The organism is Streptomyces sp. CNZ301 (assembly GCF_004217425.1).
The window spans coordinates 5,100,065-5,126,371 of record NZ_SHLG01000001.1 but is presented as its reverse complement, the minus strand read 5'-3'; the positions used below and the strand labels follow the sequence as shown (position 1 = coordinate 5,126,371).

General features: G+C 72.0%; 22 protein-coding genes. 10 read left to right on the top strand and 12 right to left on the bottom strand.

Annotated features, from left to right (window positions below):
- The first annotated feature begins 491 nt into the window (after positions 1 to 491).
- Both EV375_RS22160 and EV375_RS22155 read left to right on the top strand, forming a co-directional pair.
- A complete protein-coding gene (locus tag EV375_RS22160) occupies positions 492 to 1,139 on the top strand; it encodes a TetR/AcrR family transcriptional regulator (protein WP_130301177.1) in 648 nt (215 codons plus the stop codon).
- A 198-nt stretch (positions 1,140 to 1,337) separates the two neighbouring features.
- Positions 1,338 to 2,474, top strand: coding sequence for a flavin-containing monooxygenase (locus EV375_RS22155; protein ID WP_130302036.1), 1,137 nt, complete (start codon positions 1,338 to 1,340; stop codon positions 2,472 to 2,474).
- Between the two features lie 37 nt (positions 2,475 to 2,511).
- On the opposite strand, the gene EV375_RS22150 is transcribed toward EV375_RS22155, so the two are convergent.
- On the bottom strand, positions 2,512 to 3,297 hold the full coding sequence (locus EV375_RS22150) for an NAD(P)H-dependent oxidoreductase (RefSeq protein ID WP_130301176.1): 786 nt from the start codon (positions 3,295 to 3,297) through the stop codon (positions 2,512 to 2,514).
- 184 nt (positions 3,298 to 3,481) lie between these two features.
- Between EV375_RS22150 and EV375_RS22145 the strand changes: the two genes are divergently transcribed.
- On the top strand, positions 3,482 to 4,477 hold the full coding sequence (locus EV375_RS22145; protein ID WP_486588767.1) for a GlxA family transcriptional regulator: 996 nt from the start codon (positions 3,482 to 3,484) through the stop codon (positions 4,475 to 4,477).
- 115 nt (positions 4,478 to 4,592) lie between these two features.
- On the opposite strand, the gene EV375_RS22140 is transcribed toward EV375_RS22145, so the two are convergent.
- Positions 4,593 to 5,975, bottom strand: a complete 1,383-nt coding sequence (locus tag EV375_RS22140) for an MFS transporter (protein ID WP_486588639.1) — start codon at positions 5,973 to 5,975, stop codon at positions 4,593 to 4,595.
- A gap of 316 nt (positions 5,976 to 6,291) precedes the next feature.
- Between EV375_RS22140 and EV375_RS22135 the strand changes: the two genes are divergently transcribed.
- Positions 6,292 to 7,356, top strand: coding sequence for a helix-turn-helix domain-containing protein (locus tag EV375_RS22135; protein WP_130301173.1), 1,065 nt, complete (start codon positions 6,292 to 6,294; stop codon positions 7,354 to 7,356).
- Positions 7,357 to 7,439: 83 nt separating this feature from the next.
- Here EV375_RS22135 and EV375_RS22130 read toward each other — a convergent pair whose 3' ends face one another.
- Positions 7,440 to 7,934: an ATP-binding protein gene (locus tag EV375_RS22130; RefSeq protein ID WP_130301172.1), complete on the bottom strand. Its 495-nt coding sequence runs from the start codon at positions 7,932 to 7,934 to the stop codon at positions 7,440 to 7,442.
- A gap of 405 nt (positions 7,935 to 8,339) precedes the next feature.
- Complete coding sequence (locus EV375_RS22125; RefSeq protein ID WP_165434794.1) at positions 8,340 to 8,717, bottom strand: STAS domain-containing protein; 378 nt, start codon at positions 8,715 to 8,717, stop codon at positions 8,340 to 8,342.
- A 467-nt stretch (positions 8,718 to 9,184) separates the two neighbouring features.
- Here EV375_RS22125 and EV375_RS22120 point away from each other — a divergent pair, with 467 nt between their 5' ends.
- A complete protein-coding gene (locus tag EV375_RS22120; protein ID WP_130301171.1) occupies positions 9,185 to 9,769 on the top strand; it encodes a sigma-70 family RNA polymerase sigma factor in 585 nt (194 codons plus the stop codon).
- Positions 9,766 to 11,322 (top strand): MDMPI N domain containing protein, encoded by a 1,557-nt coding sequence (locus tag EV375_RS22115; RefSeq protein ID WP_130301170.1) that lies wholly within the window; start codon positions 9,766 to 9,768, stop codon positions 11,320 to 11,322. The genes EV375_RS22120 and EV375_RS22115 overlap by 4 nt, the downstream gene beginning before the upstream one ends.
- 88 nt (positions 11,323 to 11,410) lie before the next feature.
- Here EV375_RS22115 and purU read toward each other — a convergent pair whose 3' ends face one another.
- The gene (gene purU / locus EV375_RS22110) at positions 11,411 to 12,370 is read right to left on the bottom strand and encodes a formyltetrahydrofolate deformylase (RefSeq protein WP_130301169.1); all 960 of its coding nucleotides are present in this window, start codon (positions 12,368 to 12,370) and stop codon (positions 11,411 to 11,413) included.
- Positions 12,371 to 12,530: 160 nt separating this feature from the next.
- Complete coding sequence (locus EV375_RS22105; RefSeq protein ID WP_130301168.1) at positions 12,531 to 12,977, bottom strand: SCO4402 family protein; 447 nt, start codon at positions 12,975 to 12,977, stop codon at positions 12,531 to 12,533.
- Between the two features lie 214 nt (positions 12,978 to 13,191).
- Between EV375_RS22105 and EV375_RS22100 the strand changes: the two genes are divergently transcribed.
- On the top strand, positions 13,192 to 14,487 hold the full coding sequence (locus tag EV375_RS22100) for an ABC transporter substrate-binding protein (RefSeq protein ID WP_130301167.1): 1,296 nt from the start codon (positions 13,192 to 13,194) through the stop codon (positions 14,485 to 14,487).
- A gap of 188 nt (positions 14,488 to 14,675) precedes the next feature.
- Here EV375_RS22100 and EV375_RS22095 read toward each other — a convergent pair whose 3' ends face one another.
- The 4 genes from EV375_RS22095 to EV375_RS22080 all read right to left on the bottom strand — a co-directional run bounded on the left by EV375_RS22095 (position 14,676) and on the right by EV375_RS22080 (position 20,611).
- On the bottom strand, positions 14,676 to 16,577 hold the full coding sequence (locus tag EV375_RS22095; protein WP_486588638.1) for a hypothetical protein: 1,902 nt from the start codon (positions 16,575 to 16,577) through the stop codon (positions 14,676 to 14,678).
- Positions 16,578 to 16,716: 139 nt separating this feature from the next.
- Positions 16,717 to 18,105 carry an NsdA family TPR-like regulatory protein gene (locus EV375_RS22090; protein ID WP_130301166.1) on the bottom strand — a complete coding sequence of 463 codons (1,389 nt, stop codon included), beginning with the start codon at positions 18,103 to 18,105 and terminating at the stop codon, positions 16,717 to 16,719.
- Positions 18,106 to 18,330: 225 nt separating this feature from the next.
- Positions 18,331 to 19,248, bottom strand: coding sequence for an alpha/beta fold hydrolase (locus EV375_RS22085; RefSeq protein ID WP_130302033.1), 918 nt, complete (start codon positions 19,246 to 19,248; stop codon positions 18,331 to 18,333).
- 667 nt (positions 19,249 to 19,915) lie between these two features.
- The gene (locus tag EV375_RS22080; protein WP_130301165.1) at positions 19,916 to 20,611 is read right to left on the bottom strand and encodes an iron-dependent transcriptional repressor DtxR; all 696 of its coding nucleotides are present in this window, start codon (positions 20,609 to 20,611) and stop codon (positions 19,916 to 19,918) included.
- Positions 20,612 to 20,846: 235 nt separating this feature from the next.
- Here EV375_RS22080 and EV375_RS22075 point away from each other — a divergent pair, with 235 nt between their 5' ends.
- Positions 20,847 to 21,599, top strand: coding sequence for an SIS domain-containing protein (locus EV375_RS22075; protein WP_130301164.1), 753 nt, complete (start codon positions 20,847 to 20,849; stop codon positions 21,597 to 21,599).
- A gap of 41 nt (positions 21,600 to 21,640) precedes the next feature.
- Here EV375_RS22075 and EV375_RS22070 read toward each other — a convergent pair whose 3' ends face one another.
- Positions 21,641 to 23,185, bottom strand: coding sequence for a PAS domain-containing protein (locus tag EV375_RS22070; RefSeq protein WP_130301163.1), 1,545 nt, complete (start codon positions 23,183 to 23,185; stop codon positions 21,641 to 21,643).
- 451 nt (positions 23,186 to 23,636) lie between these two features.
- The gene (gene pdxH / locus EV375_RS22065; RefSeq protein ID WP_130302032.1) at positions 23,637 to 24,278 is read right to left on the bottom strand and encodes a pyridoxamine 5'-phosphate oxidase; all 642 of its coding nucleotides are present in this window, start codon (positions 24,276 to 24,278) and stop codon (positions 23,637 to 23,639) included.
- Positions 24,279 to 24,704: 426 nt separating this feature from the next.
- On the opposite strand from pdxH, the gene EV375_RS22060 reads away from it, so the two are divergent.
- Together EV375_RS22060 and EV375_RS22055 are read left to right on the top strand one after the other, a co-directional pair.
- Complete coding sequence (locus tag EV375_RS22060; protein ID WP_207228221.1) at positions 24,705 to 25,805, top strand: citrate synthase 2; 1,101 nt, start codon at positions 24,705 to 24,707, stop codon at positions 25,803 to 25,805.
- Positions 25,806 to 26,102: 297 nt separating this feature from the next.
- On the top strand, positions 26,103 to 26,294 hold the full coding sequence (locus EV375_RS22055; RefSeq protein WP_130301161.1) for a hypothetical protein: 192 nt from the start codon (positions 26,103 to 26,105) through the stop codon (positions 26,292 to 26,294).
- The last annotated feature ends 13 nt before the right edge of the window (positions 26,295 to 26,307 follow it).

The following is a 26,307-nucleotide window of genomic DNA, read 5'->3' as shown; positions in this document are numbered from 1 at the left end:
CCTCACGCCGTACCCGCTGAAGCGGGTACGCAGGTCACCGGCGCTCCCCGGCGATGCCGCCGTCCGCACCCCGCGGATGCCTCTGCCGCTGCGGCCATGGCGCGTCAGCCTCCCCTGCCTCGCCCCTGCCTGTGCTTCTGCTCCGCCCCCCGGCGTGCGCGGACCTTTCCGCTCGTACGGCACGCTAGCCGCGTTCGTGACTCTCCGCAGGCCGATGATTCGAACGCGCGGGGTTCTGTCCCGGTGCGCCCGCCTGTGCGTCCTTTCACGCCGCTCCTCTCGTCCCGCTTCCCGTTCCGCCCTTCAACGCGCTTCCTGTGCGCTTCCTCGTCCCGCCCTCCCGTCCCGCTTCCCGTCCCGCTTCCCGCCCCGTCCCGCGTCATGTGCGTCTGCCCGCTCGCGGAGCCCGGCCCACCCCGGATCACGGCGGGTGCCATCCCATTGGATGCGGCCGAATCGCGCGCTCGTTCGCCGTCGATAAGCTGAACGGCATGACAGGACAAGTTCGAACCGTCGACGGGCGAGTGGCGGGTCGCCGCGGGCAGGCGACGCGGCAGAAGCTGCTCGACTGCCTCGGCGAGATGCTCAGCTCGTCGCCGTATCGCGATGTCAAGGTCATTGATGTCGCACGGCGGGCGGGCACGTCCCCGGCGACCTTCTACCAGTACTTCCCGGACGTCGAGGGCGCCGTCCTCGAACTGGCCGAGTCCATGGCGAAGGACGGCGCCGCGCTCAGCGATCTGGTGGCCGACCGTTCGTGGGCGGGCAAGTCCGGCTGGCGCACGGCCGAGGAGTTCGTCGACGGGTTCCTCGCGTTCTGGCGCAAGAACGACGCGATCCTGCGGGTCGTCGACCTGGGTGCCGCCGAGGGCGACAAGCGCTTCTACAAGATCCGCATGAAGGTCCTGAACTCCGTCAACCAGCCGCTGACGGAGTCCATCAAGGAGCTCCAGGCCAAGGGCCGGGTCGACAAGGATGTCAATCCGGCGGCCACCGCGGGTGCCCTCGTGATGATGCTGGCCTCCGTGGCGAGCCATCAGAAGGGCTTCCAGACCTGGGGCGTCAAGCAGGCGGAGCTGAAGCCGAATCTGGCGCTGCTGGTCCACCTCGGTGTGACGGGTCGCAAGCCCACGAGATGAACCGTTTTCCCTGAACACTCCGAAAAACGTTTCTCCCCCTCCGCCTGGGGACGCTTCTCAGCCTCCGTCTCCGCGCCTTCTCCGCGATCTCCCGAAATCACCCCCGCCCTTCGCGGTCGGCGGCCCCCACGTGCTCTTCCCGTGATGTTCCCGTGACGGGAACACCGCGTCACCAGCACTAAACTCCCCGCCATGCCCATGACCGACGAGGGGACTCCCGTTCACATAATCGGCGCCGGTCCAGGCGGCCTGGCCACCGCCGCCGCTCTGCACGAACAGGGCGTCAGCACCGTCGTACTGGAGAAGGCCCCGTCGGTCGCCGCCTCCTGGCGCGCCCACTACGACCGGCTGCGGCTGCACACCACGCGCCGCTGGTCGGCGCTGCCGGGGCTGGAGATACCCCGCTCGTACGGACGCTGGGTCGCGCGCGACGACTTCGTCCGCTACCTGGAGAGCTACACCGAGCACCACGGGATCGAAGTGGCCACCGGCGTCGAGGTCGACACGGTCGAGCGCAGCGGACCGGACTGGGTGCTGCACGCGAACGGCGGACGGCGGCTGACCACGCCCGTCGTCGTCGTGGCCACGGGCTACAACCACACCGCTCACATCCCGGCCTGGCCGGGGCGCGAGAGCTACGAGGGCGACGTGCTGCACGCCTCCCGGTACCGCAACGCCGCGCCGTACGAAGGGAAGGACGTTCTCGTCGCCGGCGCGGGAAACACGGGAGCGGAGATAGCCGCCGACCTCGCCGCCGGCGGGGCCGCGCACGTGCGGCTGTCGATACGCACCGTCCCGCACATCGTGCGGCGCTCCACGCTGGGCTGGCCCGCGCAGGCCAACGGCATCCTCTGCCGCCGCCTGCCGACGCGGCTGGTGGACCGTCTCGCCGCCCGCATGGCGAAGATCGCCGTCCCCGACCTGTCCGCGCGCGGGCTGCCGCGTCCCGACACGGGGCTGTACACCCGGGCCCGGCAAGGGGCGATCCCCGTGCAGGACGTGGGCCTGATCGCCGCCGTCCGGAAGGGAACGGTCGAGCCCGTAGCCGCGGTGGAGTCCTTCGACGGGTCGAAGGTCCGCCTCGCCGACGGCTCCTCCGTCGCCCCCGACGTCGTCATAGCGGCGACCGGCTACCGGCGCGGCCTGGAGGACCTCGTCGGGCACCTCGGCGTTCTGGACGAGTCCGGACGTCCGCTGGCGCACGGCCGCCGCACCCACCCGGAGGCCCCGGGGCTGTACTTCATCGGCTACACGAACCCGCTCAGCGGAATGCTCCGGGAGCTTTCGCTCGACGCGCGCCGGATCGCGAAGGCGGTCACGCGCGCGGTGGCATGAGTCGGCGGCACCCCGCCGGTGCCGGCGCGGCCGCGGCTCACGCGCACACCTCGTGGACCGCGGGGCCGGTGGCGCCGGGTTCGATCCACGGCTGAAGCGTCAGGGTCTCGTCGTAGTCGCCGCCGTTCTCGCTGCGGAAGGCGAGCGGCTCCGCCTCCGGCAGCGTGCGCAGCCGCTCGCGCAGGGCGGCGGCGTACTCCCGCCGGTCCTCGTCGGTGAGGCGGTCCGCGCCGTACACGACGAACGGCCGGTGGGGGGCCATGCCCGTGTACCAGAAAGTGCCGTGCAGCATCGGCCACAGCACGTCGTTGACGTATCCGTGTATGCCGCGCGGAGCGAAGCCCGGCTCGCGGCCGCCGACCGAGGTGATCACCAGCGCGCGCTTGCCCGCCAGGCCGCCCTCGCCGTAGCGCAGCGTGCGCCCGTCCGGCCCCCGAAGCCCGAAGGCGAAACCCTGGACGAGTACGCGGTCGAACCAGCCCTTCATGATGGCGGGCGGCCCGAACCACCACATCGGGAAGTGGAAGACCAAGGTGTCGGCCCAAGCGATCTTGCGCTGCTCGGCCCGGATGTCCTCGCTCTGCTCGTCAGCGGTGTAGGCGCGCTCCTGCTCCGCGCCGACGGTCAGCCGGGGTGCGTCGCTCGTGCCGGACCCTGCGGGGCGCACGTCGGCCGCGTCCAGGACCGCCTTCCATCGCATGGCGTACAGGTCGGAGATCCGGACCTCATGGCCGGACCCGGTCAGCTCCCGCACTCCCTCGCGCATGAGGGACGCGTTCAGTGAGCGCTGCTCGGGGTGGGCGAAAATCCACAGAACCTTCATGCCCCGATGCTGCGGCGGCGGCCGATGCCGAACGAGTGGCCAGATGGTCAGCATGTGGAAGAATCTGGCCATGAACACCGCGGCCCCCTCGCCATCCGGCTCGCCCTCCGCCTCCCCGCACACGGACGCGGCGTTCCACGACGACGGACGGCACCGCGTCGCCGTGCTGGTGCGCCCGGGGGTGATGCCGCTCGAACTGGGGCTGGTGCACCAGATGTTCGGCGCCGCGAAGAGCCCGGAACGCGGTGCGGGAAGCACGGAAGGGGACGTGCAGACCCCTGAAGGACACACCCCGGGCGGCGGCGCCCCGCTGTACGAGGTGGTCACCTGCGCCGTCGCACCCGGCCCGCTCCGTACGAACGCGGACTTCACCGTCCACGTCGCACACGGCCCGGAGGCCCTGGCCGAGGCCGACACCGTGATCTTCCCGGCCACCCACGAGGAGGACGCCCCGGAGACGACCGGGCGCCTCGGCGCCCCTCTCGCCGGAGCCCTCCGCCGCATCCGCCGCCCCGGCACGCGCATCGCCTCGATCTGTACGGGCGCGTTCGTACTGGCCGCCGCCGGGTGGCTGGACGGCAAGCGGGCCACGACGCACTGGAAGTCGGCCGAGGACTTCCGCCGCCTCTTCCCGCACGTCGACCTCGACCCGGACGTCCTCTACACCCACGAGGGCGAGGTGCTCACGGCGGCCGGCGAGGCCGCGGGCATCGACCTGTGCCTGCACATGATCCGCGGCGACCACGGCGCCGCGGTCGCCAACGACGTGGCCAGGGCGACCGTCGTACCTCCCCACCGGGAGGGCGGCCAGGCCCAGTTCGTGCCGCGCCCGGTCGCGGAGCCCACGGTGCGCGCCTCCACGGGAGCCGCGCGTGCCTGGGCGCTGCGCCACCTCCACCGCCCCTTGTCGCTGCGCGAGCTGGCCGATCAGGAGTCCATGAGCGTACGGACCTTCACGCGGCGCTTCCGCGAGGAGACGGGGCTCACGCCGGTGCAGTGGCTTACGCGGCAACGCATCGGACGGGCACGGCAGTTGCTGGAGGAGACCGACATGCCCGTGGACGCCGTCGCGTCGCGGTCGGGCTTCGGCACGGGGGCTTCGCTGCGGCAGCACATGCACGCGGCGCTGGGCGTCTCGCCACGGGCCTATCGCGTCACGTTCCGGGGAGGTGCCACCTGAGGCCGGGCCGGGCCCGGCCTCAGGGGTTACGGCTGGTCCCCGTACGCCCGGTCGTCGTGTGACCGGACACCGAGCGGGAACCGGCACGGCTGCGGCCGGCCCTGCCCCGGGACGGTCAGCGCCCTGAGCCGTCGGGCATGTCCCGGGCGGCCCCCGCGCCGGCCGCCTGCGCCTCCTGGACCGCCCCGGGGCGCGCCGTTTCCGCCCCCGGCCGGTCCCGTCCCTGTATCACCAGCGCCATCAGCGCCGCGGTGCCGCACAGGGCGCCCGAGGCGATCCAGGCCACGTCGTAGCTGCCGAACGTGTCCCGCACCAGGCCCGTCAGGAACGCCACGACGGCGGCGCCGACCTGGTGGGAGGCGAGAACCCAGCCGAAGACGATCGGACCGTCCGCGCCGAAGTGCCGGTGGCACAGGGCGATCGTGGGCGGCACGGTGGCGACCCAGTCGAGGCCGTAGAAGACGATGAAGAACAGCATCGGCGGCCGCACGCTCTGCGCGAAGAGCATCGGGAGGAAGAGCAGCGACAGACCGCGCAGCGCGTAATAGACGGCCAGCAGCCTGCGCGCGTCGAAGCGGTCGGTGAACCAGCCGGAGGCGACCGTGCCCACCAGGTCGAAGACGCCGATCACGGCGAGCAGGGAGGCCGCGGCGGGCACGGCCATGCCGTGGTCGTGCGCGGCGGGCACGAAGTGCACGCCGACCAGCCCGTTCGTCGACGCACCGCACACGGCGAAGGTCCCTGCCAGCAGCCAGAAGACCTTGGTGCGGGCCGCGTCGTACAGGGCTCGCAGCGCCCGTTTCGCGGCTCCGGGAGGCGGGGGCGGCGGCGTGACGTACCCGGGGCCGGCCCCGTACGGCAGCAGGCCGGCGTCCTCCGGCCGGTCGCGCAGCACGAGCAGCACGAGCGGCACCACCGCCAGCGCGGCCACGGCGACGGTGAGCGAAGCCGTGCGCCAGCCCGGGCCCTCGGCCAGCAGCGCCACGAGCGGCAGGAACACCAGCTGCCCGGCGGCGCCGCCCGCGGTGAGGATGCCGCTCACCAGGCCGCGGCGCTCGACGAACCACCTGCCGGAGACCGTCGCGGCGAAGGCCAGCGCCATCGAGCCGGTGCCGAGCCCGACGAGGAAGCCCCAGCACAGGATGAGCTGCCAGGTGGCGTCCATGAAGACGGTCAGTCCGCTTCCGGCCGCGATCAGCAGCAGCGCCCCCGAGACGACGCGGCGGATGCCGTAGCGCTCCATGAGGGCTGCGGCGAAGGGCGAAGTGAGGCCGTAGAGCAGGACGTTGACCGACACGGCGGCGGAGATGGTGCTGTGCGACCAGCCGAACTCCTCGTGCAGCGGATCGATGAACACGCTCGGCGTGGCACGGAATCCGGCCGCGCCGACGAGCGCCACGAACGACACGGCCGCCACCCACCAGGCGCGGTGCACGCGCGGGACGCGTCGCGGGCCCGGCGGTGTGCGGCTGCCGCCCCCGGCGTCGAGCTCGTCCACAGGGGGAGGGGGGTCGCCCTCCCGTCCGGTCGCCGGGCCCGGGTGGTGGGGCGCCTGCCCCGTCACCGGTCCGGTTTCCCGTCCGGTGGTCGGTCCGGTTTCCCGTCCGGTCGCAAGGTCCGTCGTCGGGTTCGTGGTCGGCTTCGTGGTCGGGTTCGTGGTCGGCTTCGTGGTCGGCTTCGTCGGCGGGTTCGTGGTCGGCTTCGTCGCCGGGTTCGTCGCCGGTCCGGTCACTCGTTCGGTCACGGAAACAGCCTCCGCCGGCGGCGCCCGGCGCACGAGTGGCCCGGAGGCCACGTTGTGCGAGGATCGGGCCATGAATGCGAGCGCCTTCCGCCACCAAGGGCGTCACCGTGTCGCCGTGCTCGTGCGGCACGGCCTGCTGCCGATCGAACTCGGCATACCGCACCGGATCTTCGGCCGCTCCTGGGAGGAGGACGGCGAGCCGCTGTACGAGGTCGTCACCTGCGCCGTGACGCCCGGTCCCGTCCGCACGGACGCGGACTTCACCGTCCACGTCGCACACGGCCCGGAAGCGCTGGGCGAGGCGGACACGGTGATCGTGCCCGCCTCGCACGAGTTGGACGAGCCTTACGCCGGCGGCCGGCTCGGACCGGAACTGGCCGACGCCATGGCCACGATCCGGCCCGGCACGCGGGTCGCGTCGATCTGCACGGGGGCGTTCGTGCTCGCCGCGGCCGGGATGCTGAACGGGAGGCGCGCGACCACGCACTGGGCCTCCTGCGAGCGTCTCCAGCGGCTGCATCCCGGCGTCGAGGTCGACCCGGACGTGCTCTACGTCGCGGACGGGAACGTGTTGACCTCTGCGGGCGTCGCCTCGGGCATCGACCTGTGCCTGCACATGGTGCGCGAGGACTTCGGCGCCGCGGTCGCCAACTCCGTCGCGCGGCGCACCGTGGTGCCGCCCCACCGGGACGGCGGCCAGGCCCAGTTCATTGAGCGTCCGGTGCCGCAGCCGGGTGTGCACACCACGGGCACGGCCCGCGCGTGGGCGCTGCGGCACCTCGACAGGCCGGTCGGGCTGCGCGAACTGGCGGAGCAGGAGTCCATGAGCGTACGTACGTTCACGCGGCGCTTCCGCGAGGAGACCGGTATGAGTCCGCAGGTGTGGCTCACGCGCCAGCGTGTCGAGCGGGCACGGCATCTGCTGGAGAGCGGCCCCCTGCCGGTGGAGAAGGTCGCGCGGGAGGCGGGTTTCGGCTCCGCGTCGTCGCTGCGGCTGCACTTCCAGGCGGCGCTCGGGGTCTCACCCAGCGCCTACAGGCGCACGTTCAGGGTCCGGGGCGCCGGTACGGGGCGCGACGTTCTCGGCGACAGCGGGGGCGCGGAGGGGACCGCGGCCCTCGACCTGATGGGATGAGCCCCCGCCCGCGGACCTAGTAGTGCTGTGACCGGAAAGGTTCACCGGCTCGCGACGCCCGGCAGGCCTTCCCTGCCGCAGCCCTAACCGGATAAGCCCGCGTCCGCGCCGCCCACCGCGCCCGCGGTCAACTGACGTACGGGCAGGCCGGAGAGCGCGGGGGCGGCACCGTGACCCCCCGCCGACCGGTCGAGTTCGCACCAGATGCACTTGCCGAAACCCTCGCGCTGCCAGCCCCAGCGGTCCGCAAGGCCCGAAACGAGCTCCAGGCCACGGCCGTTGGTGTCGTCGCCCTCGGCGTGACGCTGCCGGGGCGGGCAGTTGCTCAGATCCGCCACCTCGACGCGGACGGCCCCCGCGGCCTGACAGCCGGGCAGCAGCATGCGCAGCACCGACGGAGTGCCCGCGTGCACAACGGCGTTGGTCACCAGCTCCGAGACCAGCAGGAGCAGCGTCTCGGCGAGCGCGTCGTCAATGCCGATGCCGCAGCAGGCCAGCCTCGACCTCGCCCACCTGCGTGCGCGCCCCACCTCCGCCGGGTCCGCCCCGATCTCCAACTGCAGCTGAAGCACCCGCACCGCTGACTCCGTCCGAAACTGCCGAGCACTCGGGAGATCACGGACCGTGACCCCTCGAGAACAGCATGATTGACGCATAGTTGGGGCAACAAGCGCTTCAGGCATATTCCGGCGCAAAGGAGTAGTGGTACTGCATACTGTGCGGCACCACTCGGAGGGGTGTTACGGGGAGGTACGTGACGTAAGGCGACTAAGGCGACCCTCAGCGGGCATGCCGGAGCGGACGCCGCACGCCGAAGTGCATCCGGGGAGGGCCCGGATCGGCGCGAGAAGCAGGCGGTACGCCGTGAGGCGCATCGGAGCGCATCGCATCGCATCGGCCCTTGGGCGGGGCGCGGGCACCGGGGCGGAAGGGCGCGAACACAGGCCCGGCGTACGGGTGCTCAGGGCGAGCTCACACCGAGTTCAGGCAGAGAGGGGACCGGCCGCCGTCTCCTGGGTCGCGGTGGAGAGGTCCGGGTAGCAGTCGAAGAGACGGCGCACGCCGAGCGCCGCCAGCACACGGTTCACATGCGATCCGTCCTCGGCGCCCCGTGCGGGGAGAATCAGCCGCAACTGGCCTGCGCAGGAGCGCATCAGCCGACGCGAGGCGATCAGGACACCCACACCGCTGGAATCACAGAAGAGCACTTCCGAAAGATCGAGGACGAGGCTCCGCCGACCGTCGGCGACCGCGTCGTGCACGTGCTGCCGCACGGCGGGTGAGGTGACCAGATCCATCTCCCCGGAGACCCGGAGAACGGCCCACTCCCCCCGTTCCTCCTCAGACACCTTCAACGACACGTCCTCGTATCCCCTTCGCTCGACTGCACCTGCCCGGGCCCTTCGCACTTACCGGAACGCTCCCTTCCTTGTGCGGCTGCCCGACCCCCCACGGTCAAAACGAGTCAGTGACCAGAGCCTGTGCGCTCGATGGCCGTTCTCCCCCGCAATGGTCGCAGTCATACCCGCATAACTCCCTGGCATTTTCGAGTGTGATCGCGGGTCGGTACATCCTGAGCAATATCGCAACGTGACGAGATCGACACCATCAGCGATCAGCACTGGCAGCACATTGCCGCAAAGGGCCGTGCGTTGTCAGCCCCTCGCACTACATTCGAGGTGCCGCCCTGCGACAGGACCGCGGCGGGCACGGCAATAGGGGCACTCCCCCTCGCTCCTCCCCCTGGCTTGGCCGGGAGGTGCCCCAGGGGGACCCCCACCCAGGCCGAAGGCTCTGGGGGAGGCACGGATTTCGGCTGGGAGTCACGATGGCGAACGAGACACCACCGCGCTGGGACCGGAAGATGCAGCAGCGTCTCGCGCGAGGTGAAGCCGCTGCGCTGGGCGAGTTGTACGACCGTTTCGCTTCGCTCGTGCACAGCTTGTCCCACCGCGTGCTCGAGGACGAGACCGCGGCTGACCGCGCCACGCGCGACGTGTTCGGCTACATCTGGGAGAACCCGCACGCCTACGACCCGAAGCAGGGCCCGATGCGTTCCTGGATAGCGGGAGTCACACAGGAGATCGCGACGGGACGGCTGCGCAGGCAACACCGCGAGAAAGGACCGCAGTACCCCGATTCCCCGGAGCGGTGGGAGCAGATCGAGGAGAAGGTACGCGCCGCCTCCACGGCGGCGCGCGCGGACTACATCGTCACGTCCATGCCGTCCTCGCTGCGCGCCGCGCTCGAGTTGACGTACTTCCAGCGCCGTGACTACCGCCAGACGGCACGGCAGTTGGGCGTGACGGAGGACGAGGCACGGCGGCGGCTGCGGCTGGGGCTCCAGCTGCTGTCGTCGGCCACGAGCCATCCCATGCCGGCGCACTCGAACGGCCCCGGGCGTCCCCGGTGAACGGGCCGTACGGACAGTTCTCCGGCGGGCACGAGGAGCCGGACGACAACAGCGGCCCCGGAGGCGGCGGTCCGGGCGCCGGCGGCCCGGGCGGCACCGGCAGCGGACCCGGCGACGGGCGCGCGAGCGGGAGCGGTGGCCCCGGCGAGGGCCCGGACGGAGCCGCGCACCGCATACCGCCTGCCCGCAGCCCCGCGGAGGACTCGCCGTTCCGCGCGGACCTGCCCGAGGCCCCGCTGCCGGGCGCACCGGCCGAACTCCCGGAAGTGCCACGGCAGTACGGGCCGGATGAACCACGCGAACCGGCCGCCCCGCGTCCGGAGCCGTCGCCGGAGCCGGCGGTCCCGTCGCCGGAGCCGCACCCGCACCCGCACCCGGACGCCGAACAGGCCGCGCAGGCGGGGCAGTTGCCCGCACAGCTCGACCACCGTGTGCTGAAGTCGCTGCTCGGTGCCTGGGCGCTCTCCGCCTGTTCCGTCGAGGAGACCGCCGCCGTCGAGGGGCATCTGAGCGACTGCGGGGCGTGCGCGGACGAGGCGTTGCGGTTGCGGGACGCCGTCGGGCTGCTGCACCCCGAGGACAGTCTGGACCTCGACCCGACGCTGCGCTCGCAGGTGCTCGAGGGCTGCATGGGCCGGCGCGCGCCGCGCGTGCCCGTCCCCGAATGGGCGGCTCCGTACGACGCGGAGAGCTCACGGCTCGACGCGCTGCTGCGGGACATGGCGGACGCCGAATGGCTCGCGCCGGTCCTGCTGCGCTGGTTCGACGGGCAGGAGCATGCGCGGCGGGAGACGACCGTCGGCGGCGTCATCGGCCATCTGTTCGCCGTCGACGGCCTGGTGGCCACCGCACTGGGCCTGCCCGACCCGCTGGACACCGGCACCGGGAGCACCGCGCCCGAGGAGGCCGCGTCGCGTGCCACGGCGGGCCCCGCCGCCCGCACGGAGGAGTTCTGGCGCGCGGACACCGACGTGCTGCGCACGCCGGGCGCCCGCGAACCGTGGCGGGACCAGGGTCACGCCCTGGTCCGTTCCGCGTCGTTCGCCGGCGACGACGTCGCCGGACTCGACGTCCTCTACGGCGACTTCACGCTCCCGGTCCGTGACGCCCTGCTCGACCGCGCCTTCGAGTGCTGGATGCACGCCGAGGACATCGCCGACGCGATCGACTACCCGTACGCGCCGCCGCAGGGCAGACACATGCACCACATGGTGGACCTGGCGGCACGGCTGCTGCCCGGGACGATCGCGTGGCGCCGCCGTGCCGGGCTGTCCGCCGCGCCGCGGCGCCTGACCGCCGCGGGCGCTCCCGGGCGCGCCCTGCACCTGGAGGTGGAGGGCGACGGAGGAGGCGACTGGTACATCCCGCTGGACTCGCCCGTGGCTTCGGTCGGTCCGGGCGACGCGGTGGCCCATGTGGCGCTGGACCGCTACGAGTTCTGCCAGCTCGTCGCCGGCCACGTACCGCCGCTGGAGACGGCCGCAGGCCAGGACGGCGACCGCGAGGCGGTGCGCGACGTCCTGTTCGCGGCGGCTTCGCTCTCCCGGATGTAGGCCGCGCCGCCGCGGGGGCGGAAGAGCCCGGGGCGGCCGCGGGGGGTGCAGGGTGCGGGAAGGACCCGCGGGAATCCGCCGCCGCGCCTCAGGCGAAGACGACGGTGCGGTGCCCGTTCAGCAGCACCCGGTGCTCGCTGTGCCACTTGACCGCCCGCGCGAGCGCCTGGCATTCGACGTCGCGTCCCACCGCCACCAGTTGCTGCGGCGAGGCCTCGTGGCCCACCCGCTCGACCTCCTGCTCGATGATCGGGCCTTCGTCGAGCTCTGCCGTCACGTAGTGCGCCGTGGCGCCGATCAGCTTGACGCCGCGGTCGTGCGCCTGGTGGTAGGGCCGTGCGCCCTTGAAGCTCGGCAGGAAGGAGTGGTGGATGTTGATGATCCGGCCGGGCAGTTGCTTGCACAGGTTGTCGGAGAGCACCTGCATGTAGCGGGCCAGCACGACCAGTTCGACGTTCTCCTCCTCGATCAGGCGCAGCAGCGCCGCCTCGCCCTCCTGCTTGCTCTCTTCGCTCCCCTTCGCGACGGGGATGTGATGGAAGGGGACGCCGTAGGAGCCCGCGAGCCCTTCGAAGTCGGTGTGGTTGGAGACGACCGCCGCGATGTCGACCGGCAGGGCCCCGCTGCGGGAGCGGAAGAGCAGGTCGTTGAGGCAGTGGCCGAAACGGCTGACCATCAGCACGACACGCATGCGCTCCGCCGCCGGATGCACCTGCCAGTCCATCTGGAAGGAGTCGCCGACCGCCGAGAAGCTCGCGCGCAGCTTCTCCACCGTCACGCCCGGGTCCGCGGAGAAGTGGACGCGCATGAAGAACAGCCCGGTGTCGTGGTCGCCGAACTGCTGGCTGTCCTCGATGTTGCAGCCGGTCATGAAGAGATAACTGGAGACGGCGTGCACGATGCCCTTCTTGTCCGGGCAGGACAGCGTGAGGATGTACTCCTCCCGCACGGCGGCCTCTCCGCCCTTGCGCGCACCGCCGGCTCCGCCTCCGGGGAGGCGGGCGGAGTGGTGCTGTGTGCTGTCGGCATCGGCGTGCGGCTCGCTCATGGGTCAAGCCTTGCACAGCCCGACGTGCCCTCAGGACCGCAGGCCCTCGCGTACGGCCGCTCCTGCGGGCCACAGGCTCTGGAGACGAGGGAGACGAGGGAGCTGATCGAGTCCGGCGTTCCCGGCCCGCCTGCCCGGCCGCGTTCCCGGCCCGCGTTCCTCAGACCGAGTGCAGCATGATCGCCAGAACGTCGAGGGAGCGGGGCGGCTCGTCCGGGTCCTCGCCGTCGTTCGTCGCCATCCGTACGTGCGCGTCGCGTGCCGCCCGTACAGCCTCGGGCCAGCCGTGGTGCTCCATGTAGGAGACGACGGGGGCGTCGGCGCCGACCTGGTGCATGATGCGCAGCACCCGGAGCACGGCGGTGTCGACCAGGGCGGCCTCCTGCGAGTCACGGAAGATCGTGCCGACGTACTTCTCGGCCGACCAGTTGTCCAGCCAGGTGTCCTCGACGAGGCGGTACACGGCGTCGGTGACGTCGCCGTAACCGGGCCGGCCCGTCGCCCAGCACTCCTGCTGGAAGGCGGGATCGGAGAGCATGTGCAGCGCGGAGCGCACGTTGCTGCGCCAGCGCCACCAGGGCATGTCATGGACGGGCATGGTGCCCATGGTGGTGGACGGGGGGCCGCGACGGGAAGCCCTCACGGAATCTTGCGGCAGAGAACACTTTCGGACACAGTTGCGCAATCCCCGCCCACTTGCGGTCGGCCCGCGAGAAGTTCCGATCACATGGGCCGACATGAACGCGGTCTTCACCCCCGCGTCACCTGACGTCGACGTTCCGGGGCCCGGGTGTTGGGCGGCGGACGGCAGCGTGCGCCACATGACTGCACGGCGTCGTCGTCCCGCCCTGTCCGCCACTGTCGCCTCCGCCGGAGCATGCGCGCTGCTGCTCGGCGGCTGCGGGGTGATGCCGGGCAGCACCGACGACACCGTCACCGTCATGACGTGGGCGCCGCAGGGCACCGAGGCGACGAACATGCCGGGCATGCCGGCGATGGCTCAGGCCTACGCGCGCTGGGTCAACTCCCGTGGCGGCGTCAACGGTCACCGTCTGCGGGTGCTCACCTGCAACGACCACAACGACACCGTGCGTGCCGCACACTGCGCGTCGCGCGCGCTGAAGGAGGGCGTGGTCGCGGTCGTGGGCTCGTACAGCCAGTACGGCCGCTCGTACATGTCCGCGCTCGAGCGGGCCGGCATCCCGTACATCGGGGGCTACGGAGTGGCGGACCAGGAGTTCAGCAGCCCGCTGTCCTACCCCGTCAACGGCGGCCTTCCCGCCCTCGTCGCGGGGAACGGCCGTCAACTGGCCGCCGGTGGCTGCTCGCACGTCTCGCTGGTGCGGCCCGACACCAGCGTCGGCGACAAGCTGCCCAGGCTCATCAACGCCGGTCTCGCACACAGCGGCACGGGCCCGGTCACGGACGTACGGGCTCCCGAGGACGCCTTCGCGTACGCACGTCCCGCACGCAAGGCCCTCGACAGCGCGAACACCCGGGGTGCCACGCCGCTCGGCACGGCGGCGGAGGACCGGAAGGGCGGGCCGTGCGTCACCGCGGTGCTGGGCGGACGTACCGGCACCTTCTTCGACTCGTTCAGGCGGCTGCAGAAGGACAGTCCGCAAGTGCGCACGGCGTCGGTGCTGGGAAGCCTCCAGCAGTCCCTGGTCGACAGGTCGGGCGGACAGCGCAGCCCTCTGGAGGGCGCGTACGCGACGGGCTGGTACCCGGCCGCGGACAACCCGCGCTGGAAGCCGATGAAGAAGGTGATAGACGACCACGCCTTCGGCGACAACCGCGTGGACGCCACCGACCCCGGCGTGCAGACCACATGGATCGCCTACACCGTGCTGCAACGAGTGCTGAAGTCCCTCGGCGACGAAGAGGTCACGGCCAAGTCCGTGCGGCGCACGCTGGACACGCGCGGCGCCGTCGACACCGGAGGGCTGACGCCGAAGCTGAACTGGACCTACGGCAACATGCTCGCCGCACGCGACTTCCCGCGCATCGTGAACACGAAGGTGACCTATCAGCGAGTGCGCGACGGACGGCTGACGACGGTGCACCGGGGCTTCGTCGACGTACAGAAGACGCTGGAGAGCGGCCCCTCGGTCTGACGCGCTCGCGCCCCCAGCACCCTCACCGCGGGTGCTTACGGCCCGGTGTCAGGACGGCCCGGGCATGGGTCCGGCCCCGGGCGTAGGCCCGGCCCGGGCATAGGTCCGGCCCGGGCATAGGTCCGGCCCGGGCATAGGTCCGGCCCGGTGCCAGAAGGGGCGTGTGCCCGTCGTCGTCGCGTGCCGGCTCACAGCTGGACGACCTGGCGCTCCTTCAGCCCGTACTTCTTCGCCGTCGGATTCCACAGCCCCGCCGCCTTCTTCTTCGCGGCCGTCGCCTCGCCGCTGGAGCGGGCGCCCTGCCCGGTGTGCGCGGTCGCGCGGGCCTTGCCCTTGCGGCAGCCCTTCTTGTCGGCGGCCTGGTCGGCCCAGGCCGCGTAGTGACTGTCGGCGGAGGCGGAGGCCTTCCAGGCCCGGATGAGCGAGGACCTGAGCTCCGCGTCGGCGGGAATCCTGTCCGTTTCGAGCTTGCCGAGACGGGTGACCAGGCCGTTGCGCTGATCGGCGGCGGCCCGCAGATCAGCGGCAGCCTGGCCCAGCTTCTTGCAGTTCTTGATGTTCTCCACCGAGCGGATCACCGCCGCACGGCTGTTGTTGCTGTCGGCGAGGAGCTTGTCGAGCTCCTTGGCCTGCGCCTCGACGGGATCGGGCCCCGCGGACTTCTCACCGGCCCGTGCGGCGGAGGACTTGCTCTCCTTCTTGCCGTCCTCCTCGCCTCCACCACTCAGCGCCGCACCCGCCGCCATGCCCACACCGGCGACGACCGCGACACCGACCGCGATCAGGATGGCGGGCGACATCCGGGAGAGCGTGCTCCGCTCGGCGTTGCGACGGGCGGCACGTCCCTGCGGCTCCCACTGGCCGGTCTGCCCGCCCTGCCCGGCGTCCCGCCCTGCACCCTGGCCCTGTCCGTACGCGGCGGCCGGCCCGCCCGGACCGCCCGACTTGCCGAAGCGGCCCGCTCCGCCGCCGTTGCGCTGGCGGGCCGCCGCCTGGTCGAAGAGAGGCAGCCGCTGCGTGGCGCCCGGATCGCCGGGAGCGCCGGAGCCCCCCGGGGCCGGGGCGGGCTCGGAACGGAAGAGGTTCTCGAACCCGGCAGGCGGCTGCTGCCGACCGCCGGGACCGCCGCCGGCGCCCTGCCCGGGAGCGGGTGCCTCCGGGGGGAGCGGCGTGCGCAGCCGCGCCGTCGCCTCCGGGTCCCGGGCCGAGGCCTGGCCGGCCTGCGGGGGAAGCATCTGCGTGGCGTCGGCGTCCATCGCCGGCGGCGTCTGCGCGGCCTGGTACTGACCGGGCTGCGTGGGGCCGGGGTCTCCGACGACGGGCGGGATGAACTGTGTGGCGTCCGATTCGGCAGTGGTGGCTGCCGCGGACGGCGCGGCCGCGGGCATGGCCGAGGAGACGCCCTGCTGGGGGAATGCCTGCACCGGCCCGGGGCCCTGTGCGAACTGCTGGCCGGTGGGCGGCTGTTGGAGCTGCTGCGAGGGCTGCGGCTGCGGTTGCTGCTGCGAGGGCTGCGGTTGCGGCGCCTGCTGCGGCGGCAACTGCGCACCCCCGCCGAACGCCTGGGCGTTGTGCCGTTCGGGCAGGAACGACGCCTGCGGTGCCTGCGGGCCCTGCTGCTGCGGCTGAGCCGGAGGCAGGTCCGCGCCCGCCGGCTGAGGCGGCGGGACGGACGCCGGAGGGAGATCAGCGGGCGGGAAGCCGGGCGGCGGCGGTTGCTGGCCGCCGCCGTGTCTCCCGCCGGCGCCGGGCAGCGCCTCCTCCGCGTTCGCCCCGGGCGAGTGCTGCTGCGGGGGTATGTACGGCGGCTGTTGGGGCGGCGGAGGTGGCGGTGACTGCGGCGGTGGAGGCAGGGACGCACCCGGCTGGTCCCCCGGCGTCATGACGGCCTGCGACTCGGGCCCCCAGGGCTGGGCAGCCTGCGACTCGGGCCCCCAGGGCTGGCCCCACGGCTGCCCCGCGGACGGCTGAGTGTGCGCGCGGTCGACCTGGCGCTGCTGTTCAGGGGTCCAGGGGTCACCGTTCGCCGGCAGCACGACACCCTCGTAGAGGGGCGGGTCGCCCTGTCCACGTCCGCTGTGCGCTGTCACCGGGGCTCCTAGATCGATCAACTGCCTATCCGAACCGACGGGTCACGGTACCGGCTGCCCAGGAGGTGCGACCACGCACCTGATGGGGCGACACCAACCCTTCACCTCAGATATGGATCAAACCGGTGGATAGACGCACTTACCCGACTGCCGCCCCCTTGAGCTGTGCGCTGAAATCTCGCACGACCGGCTCCTTCACAAACGGCGCAAGTCGGCGCCGGAAGTCGTCGAGGTACTCGACGCCGCGCCCCGAGCGGAGAGTTGTGAGAATTTCCACCCCTTTCATCCCGGTGTGGCAGGCGTGTTCAAGCTCACGTTTCTGCAACTGGGCGGACGCCAGGAGAAAGGTTCCGATCGCCCGCCGCCGCACGCGGCTCTCGGGATGACCCGCGAGCGATTCGCGGGCCTTCTCCGCCGCGGCGTCCGGCCGCTGGAGATCGCGGTGGCAGTGGGCCAACTCGTCGGCGAGATAGGCGTGGTCGAAGTGGGAGATCCACACCGGGTCCTCCTCCGGATCGCCTCCGCCCGCCCGCTCCATCGCCGACTGCGCCCTGCCGGCGGCCTCCTGGAACGCCCGCATGTCTCCCAGCTGTGCGTGTCCGCGTGCCTCGGCCGCGCAGAACATCGCCTCGGTGCGCGGCGAGGCCTGCCCGCGGGCGCCCTCCTGCGCCGCGCGCGCCAACTGGACGCCCTCGTGCGGATTTCCGACGAAGGCCGTCAGATGGCTCATGCCCGCGGCCAGCACGTACCCCCCGTAGGCACGGTCGCCGGCCGCCTGGGCGAGCCGCAGCGCCTGGACGTAGTGCCGTTGCGCCAGGCCGGTCCGGTCCGTGTCGACGGCCATGTAGCCGGCAAGTTCGGTGAGCCGCGCGGCGGAGCCGAACAGCGCGCGGCCGACCGTCTCCTTGTACGAGCCCACGAGCAGCCCGGACACGACGCTGTTGAGGTAATGCACGACGACGGGCCGCACATGCCCGCCGCCGAAGCGGTGGTCCAGCTCGGCGAGGGAGTTCATGGTCGCGCGCACGGCGGCCACGTCGGAGGGCCCCACGCGGGCACCCGCAGTGCGCGCGACCTGGTCGTCGGGGGCGGTGATCAGCCAGTCCCGGCTGGGCTCGACCAGCACCGACGTGGCGACGGCCGAGGCGCCGACGGCACCGCGCCCGCCGACGTCGATGCGCCACAGCTCGCATGCCTGCTCGACGGCGCCCACAACGGTCGGCGCGAAGTGCAGGCCCACGGCGGAGGACTGGCTGTGGGGTTCGGCCATGCCGATCTCGTCGGGCGTGACGGTGCGCCCCAGCTTGCGGCCGAGCGCCTCCGAGATGATGGCCGGCGCACGTCCTCGCGGCTGCTGACCGCGCAGCCAGCGCGCGACGGACGTCTTGTCGTAGCGAAGGTCCAGTCCGTGCTCCCTGCCGCACACGTTGACCCGCCGAGCGAGCCCCGAGTTGGAGCAGTTGGCTTCCTGGATGAGCGCCTGCAGCTTTTCGTTGGGCTGCCTGGCGACCAGAGGCCGGGCGGTCATGTATCCCCCTCAGGACGACAACGAAATGACCACTGCCCAGGACATATGCCCGTGTCCCGGGCCATCCACCGCCGACCGGACACCGCGGCACAGTGTGCAATTACCCGTCACGCCCGGGCGGTTACGCATGCGCCCCCTGGCCTGCCCCCATGCGCCCTCGGCGGGTCCGTACGGTCGCGGCCGCGGATTGCCGGGCAGCCGGCACGGCCGGGAGGGGGACCGGGCTCAGCCATCGGCGGGAAGTACCGCCTGAAGAAACGGTTCCACCACGCGACGCCAGTCGGCGGGCTGGTCGAGATGCATGAGGTGCCCTGCCTCCGGCACCTCCGCGTAGATGCCGCGGGGCAGCACGCGCACCATCTCCTGCGCCTCGGCGCGGCCGAGTTCCCCGTCGATGCCGCGTACGACGAGCGTGGGACAGACCACGCGTGCCAGTTCGTCCCAGTGCGCGTCATGCACCCAGGCCTCCCTCACCTCGAGCATCTGCCGCCGGGAGAAGACGGGCCACCAGCCGTCGTCCCTCTCGGTCATGACCTCGGCGAAGAAGTCACCTCTCGCCGGCTGCGGACGCTCCAGCGACGGGTCCTCCTCCCCGAACCACCGGCGGACGTCGGCGAGCGTCGCGAACGGAACGGGCCAGGACTTGAACCACTCCTCCCACTCGCGCTGCGACTGCTCCCCCAGTGCCGACGCCTTCATGTCGCAGATGATCAGCGCGTGCACGAGGTCGGGCCGCTTCGCGGCGAGCTGCCAGGCGGTGAGGGCGCCCATGGAGTGACCGATGAGCGCGACGGGCCCCATACCGAGCTGTTCGATCGCGGCCTCGGCGTCCGCGACGAACTCGTCGCGGCCGTAAGGGAAATGGCCCTCGTCGCTGACCGGCTTGTCGCTGCGGCCGTGGCCGCGCTGGTCGAGCCCCACGGCGCGGTAGCGGCCCGAGAGCCAGCGGCCGGTGTCGGCCCAGTGCGCCGCACGCCCCATCAGGCCGTGCAGCAGCAGAACGCCCTTCGAACGCTGTAACGCCTTGCTCCCGCCGGCACCGGCACCGGGCTCCGTCTCCGGGCCGCACTTGGGCATGTCGGAGAACTCCCAGGCCGCGAGCCGGACTCCCCTTGAACCAGTCACGTCGAGCCGTCGCACCATCCGCTCGGGCACCCCCATTCCTTCTGGCCGCTCCCCCACGCTATCGAACTTCTATTCGAACGCGCCGCGGCCCGCAGGAAACCCCTACTTTCGAGTGACTGCACTCAAGGAATGATCTCCGGGGGCGTGGAAAGACAGCTACCGGGAGCAGGGTCGACCCCGGGAGCTCGGGGCTCTGGGTCGCCTCTGGGGGAGAAGGGGAGGCGGGGCCCCGGCCGCGGACAGCGCCGGGGCCCTTGTCATTGCGCGAGAGGGGCCCGGAACCTGCGGGCCGGACACGGGGCGGGGACCCGAAGGCCGGTGCGCCGCACGGCGGTTCGAGTCTGCCGGACCGCCGGGATCTGCGGCGCCTCGCTCTTCCCGCTCCGCCGGCCCGCTCAGCGCGATACATCGACGCCTCCCTCCACCCGTACATGCGTGGCCTCAGCGTCGCACGCCGCATGGCCGGGCACTCGGTTTACCGTAACTTTCGTACCGGCAGGGCTTTTTGAGAAGATGTTCCGCTTTCGGTCCGGGCGCACTTGCCCGGCGCAGATGCGATGACCTGCTGACAGAGCGTCAGAAAAGCAAAAATCGCCGGGCATCACAACACCGCCTCCGCGAGGGGCCGTGCCCTTGAGGCGCGTGAGGCGCGGTGCTCCGGGAGGCGGTGGCGGCCCGCCGCAGGTCAGCGCCGGGCGACGAACACGTGAGCCGCGATGTCCGAATCCAGCTCGGCAGCCTCGCCGCTGCTGCCGACCTGCACCCCGCCCGTCGCACCCGCGTTGACGCTCACGACCGCGCCCGGCTGCACACCCGCGCGCCGCAGCGTGTACATCAGCTGCGAGTCCATCTGGATCGGCTCGCCGATGCGGCGCACGACGACGGTCTTCGCATCGCCGCTCGCGTCCAGATCCGTGAGGCTGACCATTCCCTCGTCGAGGAAGGACTCGGCCTCCGCTTCCTCACCCAGCTCCTCCAGGCCGGGGATGGGATTGCCGTACGGCGACTCCGTGGGGTGGCGCAGCAGTTCGAGGACGCGGCGCTCCACCGCCTCGCTCATCACGTGCTCCCAGCGGCACGCCTCCGCGTGCACCTGCTCCCACTCCAGACCGATCACGTCGACCAGCAGGCACTCGGCCAGCCTGTGCTTGCGCATCACGCGGGTGGCGAGGCGGCGGCCCTCACTGGTCAGCTCCAGATGCCGGTCCCCCGCGACCTTCACCAGCCCGTCCCGCTCCATGCGCGCCACGGTCTGGCTGACCGTGGGCCCGCTCTGGTCGAGGCGCTCGGCAATACGGGCACGCATGGGAACGACGCCTTCCTCCTCCAGCTCCAGAATGGTGCGGAGATACATCTCCGTGGTGTCGATCAGTCCGGACATGCGTGCCCCTCGGTCAGTAGTGCATCTGTGGCCCTGAACGTGCATCCCTGGCCCTGCTCCAATTCTGACGCATCGCACGGACAACCGTCCCTCCCTGGACGGGCTGCTCTCTTGACAGAGCACTGGTCCAGACCTCTACCGTGATCGCGGCCGGGTCCGGGCACGGACGGGAAACCGGCGGCCGGCGGCGAACGCCGCGGCGACGGGCACCACGAGACCCGGGGGGACCTGCGGGATGAGCGACCACACGCTGGCGGACGGCTTCTTCGACGCCGCGATATCACTGCTCCAGCAGGTCAGGGACCACGACGGAGAAGAAATCGCCGCCGCCGGGTCGCTGCTCGCCCGCACCGTCGAGGAGGGCGGCCGCGTCTTCGCCTTCGGCGCGGGCCACTCCTCGCTCCCGGCCCAGGACGTCGTCTACCGCGCCGGCGGCCTCGCCGTGATGAATCTGCTTCCCGTACCGGGCGCGGTCGGCGTCGACGTGCGCCCTGCCACGCTCGGGAGCGCCCTGGAGCGTGTGGAGGGGCTCGCGTCCGCCGTGCTCGAGACCGGGCCCGCACGCGCCGGAGACCTGCTGTTCGTGATCTCACTCTCGGGCCGCAACACGCTGCCCGTGGAGATGGCGTCGCACGCACGCGAACTCGGGATCAAGGTCGTCGGCGTGACCTCCGTCGCCTACGCGCACGGGACGACCTCGCGGCACTCCAGCGGGACCTTCCTCAAGGACCACTGCGACATCGTCCTCGACAGCCGCATCCCCGTCGGTGACGCGGAGTTGACCACCGACGGCGTCCCCGCGCCGTTCGCCCCGGCCTCCACCGTCGTCACCAGCGCACTGATGCAGGCCGTGGTCGCCACCGCCGCGGGCGAGCTCGTCTCCCGCGGCGTCGAACCGCCGCTGCTCCGCTCCGGCAACGTCGACGGCGGCCTCGCGTGGAACGACACCGTCATGGAGCGCTACGCGGACCGGATCTTCTACCGCTGACACCGCCGTCGAGGCGTAGGCCCCGGGGCCCGGGGGCTGCCCTACGGCTGGGAGCCGTCCGCCGCCCGCGTCAGCTGCGCCATGTCTACGGCCGCCGCGATGCGTACCGCTATGTCCTCCGCGTAGGCGGCGTCGGAACGGTCGAAGGAACGGCGGCTCGCGCCCCGCAGGAACGTGACCACACCGAGCGTGCGGCCCCGGCTGCGCAGCACCGTGCACAGCCCGTGGACCGTGCCGTCCGGCCACTTGCGGGCAGCGGCCCACCCCTCGAGAACGCTGCTGCCCCCGGTTCCGGCCGCCGCGACCCCGCCGACGCTCGCCCGCACCGAACCGCAGCGCACGTACGCCTGGTGTGCGGGGTGCCCCTCGGCATAGCTGACGGGAATGGCACCGGGCGCCCCCAGGCCGCCCCGGCCGCCCTGCCCGCCGAGAAAGCCCTGCTGCAACGGCGGGACGGGGCCCGGGCCCGCGGCGGGCGTGGCGGCGACGCGCACCAGGCGCGGGCTCGCGCCGTGACCGTCCGCGTCGAGCCCCTGACCGGCTTCCGCCGCCGGCCCGTCACCGCCGTCCCCGTCCGGAATGACGAGGTCGAGCAGGGCGTGGTCGGCGAAGCCGGCGAGGGCGAAGTCGAGATGGACACCGGCGGCCTCCATCGGGTTCTCGCACTCGGCGGCGGCACGGGCCGCGCGATGCAGCTGGCTGTCGCGGAAGCGCAGCCGGTCGGCCTCCTGCTCCAGCCGCTTGGACTCCGTCACGTCCTGGAAGAGCCAGGCCACGCCCAGCGGCACCGGTGCCTCCGCCATCGGCGAGGACAGCCGGAGGAAGCCGCTGCGCCAGCACCTGCGCGTGCCGCTGGCCTCGCCGGACGCGCCCCGGGACTCCTCCGTGCGGCGTCCGGAGCGCAGCGTCACCCAGATCTCGGCCGGAGCGACGGGCGGGCCGTCGGCCAGCACGTGCTGCAGGGCGCCCTCCAGTTCCTCGACGCCCTGGTCGACGAGTTCGCCCAGGGGGCGTCCGAGCATCGTCGCGCGGGAGACGCGGAAGGCGCTCGCGGCCGAGGCGTTCACCACGGCGGGGCGCAGATCGGCGTCGACGAGGACGACGCCCCACGTCGCGTCCTCGAAGAGGCATTCGCTGAGCGCGATGGAGCGCTCCAGATCGATCTGCGCGTGGACTTCGCTGAAGGCGCAGTAGACGCCCATGGGGCTGCCGTCCGCCGCGCCGACGCCGGACGCCTGGGTGCGTACGAGCAGCCGCCGGCCGTCCTTCGTCAGCAGCGCGAACTCGTGCACATGCCGTCCGGCAGTGTGCATCGCGGCGAACAGCCGCGCCTGCACCTGCTCCGCGTCGGCCTCGCGCAGCGCCCACCCCGCCAGGCCCTGCCGCCCGACGGCCTCTTCCGCGGTCCAGCCCAGAAGCCGTTCCGCTTCGCGGTTCCAGTGGGTGACGACGCCGTCGGCGTCGAAGGCGCACAGTGCCGCGTCCATTCCGTCGAGCAGCGCGGCGAGGAGCAGTTCGTCGTCGGGCCCGTGCCTGTCGTCGCCGTCGGACGACGAAGCAGCGTGGGTCCTGGATCGAGCGGACACCTAAGCACCCCCAGCTGAACGCGCCGATTGACTGCCGCTTGCCGCTGCGCGCACGGATCATTCAACTCGAACGTGACGCAGCGCACACGCCCTTCGGCGAAATCGTTGCCGCCCCGAAATCGCTTGCAGGTGCCTCCGGCACTGCCTAGCGTGCTGGGTACACGAGAAAGGAGGTGATCCGGTAAATGATGCTTACCCGGACGCGTGAGGTGGCTGCGGCCTAGAGCCGACGCCACAGTGTGACGCCGGTATCGCCGGCCAATCTCAATGCAGTCACCCGGCCCGTGGGCTCGTCGGACTCGTCCGACCGGCGCCGTTCGCCCAGGCGAGCGGAGCAGCCCACGGGCTGTCTGCGTTCGCGCGCCAGTGCCTGTGTCCTCCCTGGGAAGCTGTCCGGGACAGTCGGCGACCGTCAGAGACGCTCAGGGACAGTCAGGGACGGTCTGGGCAGTCAGGGGCAGAGCCGCTCGACCCTCCAGCCCGCGGCGGCGGGGGCTCCGCCTTCCGTACGCACGTAGCGCAGCCGGTCGTGGAGCCGGTTCTCCCGGCCCTGCCAGAACTCGACGGAGTCCGCGCGCACGCGGAAGCCGCCCCAGCCCGGCGGCGCCGGCACGTCCTCGCCCTCCGGGTAGCGCTCGGCCAGCTCGGCGTACATGCGGTCGAGTTCCGCCCTGGAAGCCACCGTGGAGGACTGTTCACTCGCCCACGCGCCGAGCTGGGATCCGTGCGGGCGGGTGCGGAAGTAGGCGGCGGTCTCCTCCCGGCCGGTCCGCTCCGCGACGCCGGAGACGATGACCTGGCGGGCGATGGGGTGCCAGGGGAAGAGGAGCGAGGTGTGCGGGTTCGCCTCGAGCTCGCGGCCCTTGCGTGAGCCGTAGTTGGTGAAGAAGACGAAGCCGCGCTCGTCGTACTGCTTCATCAGCACCGTGCGGGAGCTGGGCCGTCCGTCCGCGTCGGCCGTCGAGACGATCATCGCGTTCGGCTCGTGCAGCCCGCTCGCCGCGGCGTCGGCGAACCAGCGGGCGAACTGGCCGTACGGATCGGGCGCGAGCTCCGTCTCCGCGAGGCCCTGAGCGCGGTACCGGGCGCGCATCGCGGCGGGGTCGAGAACGGTCAAGGGAAAGTTGCGGGCGGCGTCTTCGTCAGCGTCGGGCACGCGTTCATCTTGCAACACCGTCCGCCGGCCGCGGACGTGTGCCTGATCTCACCCCGCCCACGGATGTCCGCGCACCCCGTGCAGGCCGCAGAATCGTCTGCCGCGCCACCGCGCGGCAGAACCCTCTGCCGAGTCACCGCGCGGCCTCTGCCCCGAGGAGTCAGCTGCCGGCCTTCCGTCACGACCGTCCGGAGACCGGCGGGTGAGCACGCTCCGCACGGGGCAGGCCCCAGGGTGACGACGTCGCGGTCCGCCAGCCGTTCACCGGCGGTGGAACCGCCACGCCCAACCCGACCGAACACCGGCGAACCCGGCCGCGCCCCTGGGCGCCCGGCGCCGGCCAACTGCATGAGGAGCCGCCTGATGTCCGAGTTCGTACCAGGACTCGAAGGAGTCGTCGCGTTCGAGACGGAGATCGCCGAACCCGACAAGGAGGGCGGCGCCCTGCGCTATCGCGGCGTGGACATCGAAGACCTCGTGGGGCACGTCTCGTTCGGGAACGTGTGGGGGCTGCTGGTCGACGGAAGCTTCAACCCCGGGCTGCCGCCGGCCGAGCCGTTCCCCATCCCCGTCCACTCCGGGGACATCCGCGTGGACGTGCAGTCGGCGCTGGCGATGCTCGCGCCGGTCTGGGGTCTCAAACCGCTGCTCGACATAGACGAGCGGCAGGCACGTGACGACCTGGCGCGCGCCGCGGTGATGGCGCTGTCGTACGTCGCGCAGTCGGCGCGCGGGCCGGGGATGCCGATGGTGCCGCAGCAGGAGATCGACAAGGCGGAGACGATCGTGGAGCGCTTCATGCGGCGCTGGCGCGGCGAGCCCGACCCGAAGCACGTCCAGGCCGTCGACGCCTACTGGACGTCGGCCGCCGAACACGGCATGAACGCCTCCACGTTCACCGCTCGCGTCATCGCCTCGACCGGCGCCGACGTCTCGGCAGCGCTGTCCGGCGCGGTGGGTGCGATGTCGGGGCCGCTGCACGGCGGTGCTCCCTCGCGTGTGCTCGGCATGATCGAGGAGATCGAGCGGACGGGCGACGCGGAGGCGTACGTGAAGCGTCAACTCGACCGCGGCGAACGCCTGATGGGCTTCGGGCACCGCGTGTACCGGGCGGAGGACCCGCGTGCGCGTGTGCTGCGGCGGACAGCCAAGGAGCTGGACGCGCCGCGCTACGAGGTGGCGGAGGCGCTGGAGCGAGCGGCTCTGACGGAGCTGCACAACCGCCGTCCCGACCGGGTGCTCTCCACGAACGTCGAGTTCTGGGCCGCGATCGTCCTGGACTTCGCCGAAGTGCCCGCAAGCATGTTCACGTCGATGTTCACGTGCGCGCGCACGGCAGGGTGGGCGGCTCACATCCTCGAACAGAAGCGCACGGGACGGCTGGTGCGGCCCTCGGCGCGGTACGTGGGGCCGCCTTCGCGCGATCCGAGTGAGATCGACGGTTACGGCGAAGTGCGGCACTGACGGCGGCTGCGCGGGGCCAGTGGACGAGGCCACGGCCTGAACGCACAGGCCCCGCAGCGGAATTGATGCGCTGCGGGCATGGCGGTACCCCGGTGCCGCAACCGCGAACCGCGACCGGGGCGGAACGGACGGGGCGTTCCCCGGCCTCAGGTGTCCAGTCCACCGCTGCGGAGTGTTGTGGCTCGGTCCCGTGCACGCAGCCGGCGCCACGGGGCAGATGTACGGCTGCGGACAGTGCATAGCTGAGCTGGACCACATGGCCCACCAGCAGTCGTGCCGCAAGGACTGTTCGGGAGCATGCAGCGCGGCGGGACGTTCATCCGGCCGCTGGTGGAGGTGGGAGCGATGACCTCACCGCCCCGGCGGAAACGCGACGATCCCCCGCCGCGAGGCACGATGCCCAAGCCCCTCAAATGCACCCATCCCGGCATCAAGGAGATCAACGGCAAGATCTGTTGCGCGAGTTGTGGTGTGCAGCTCTACCTGTGAGGACTCGGTCCCT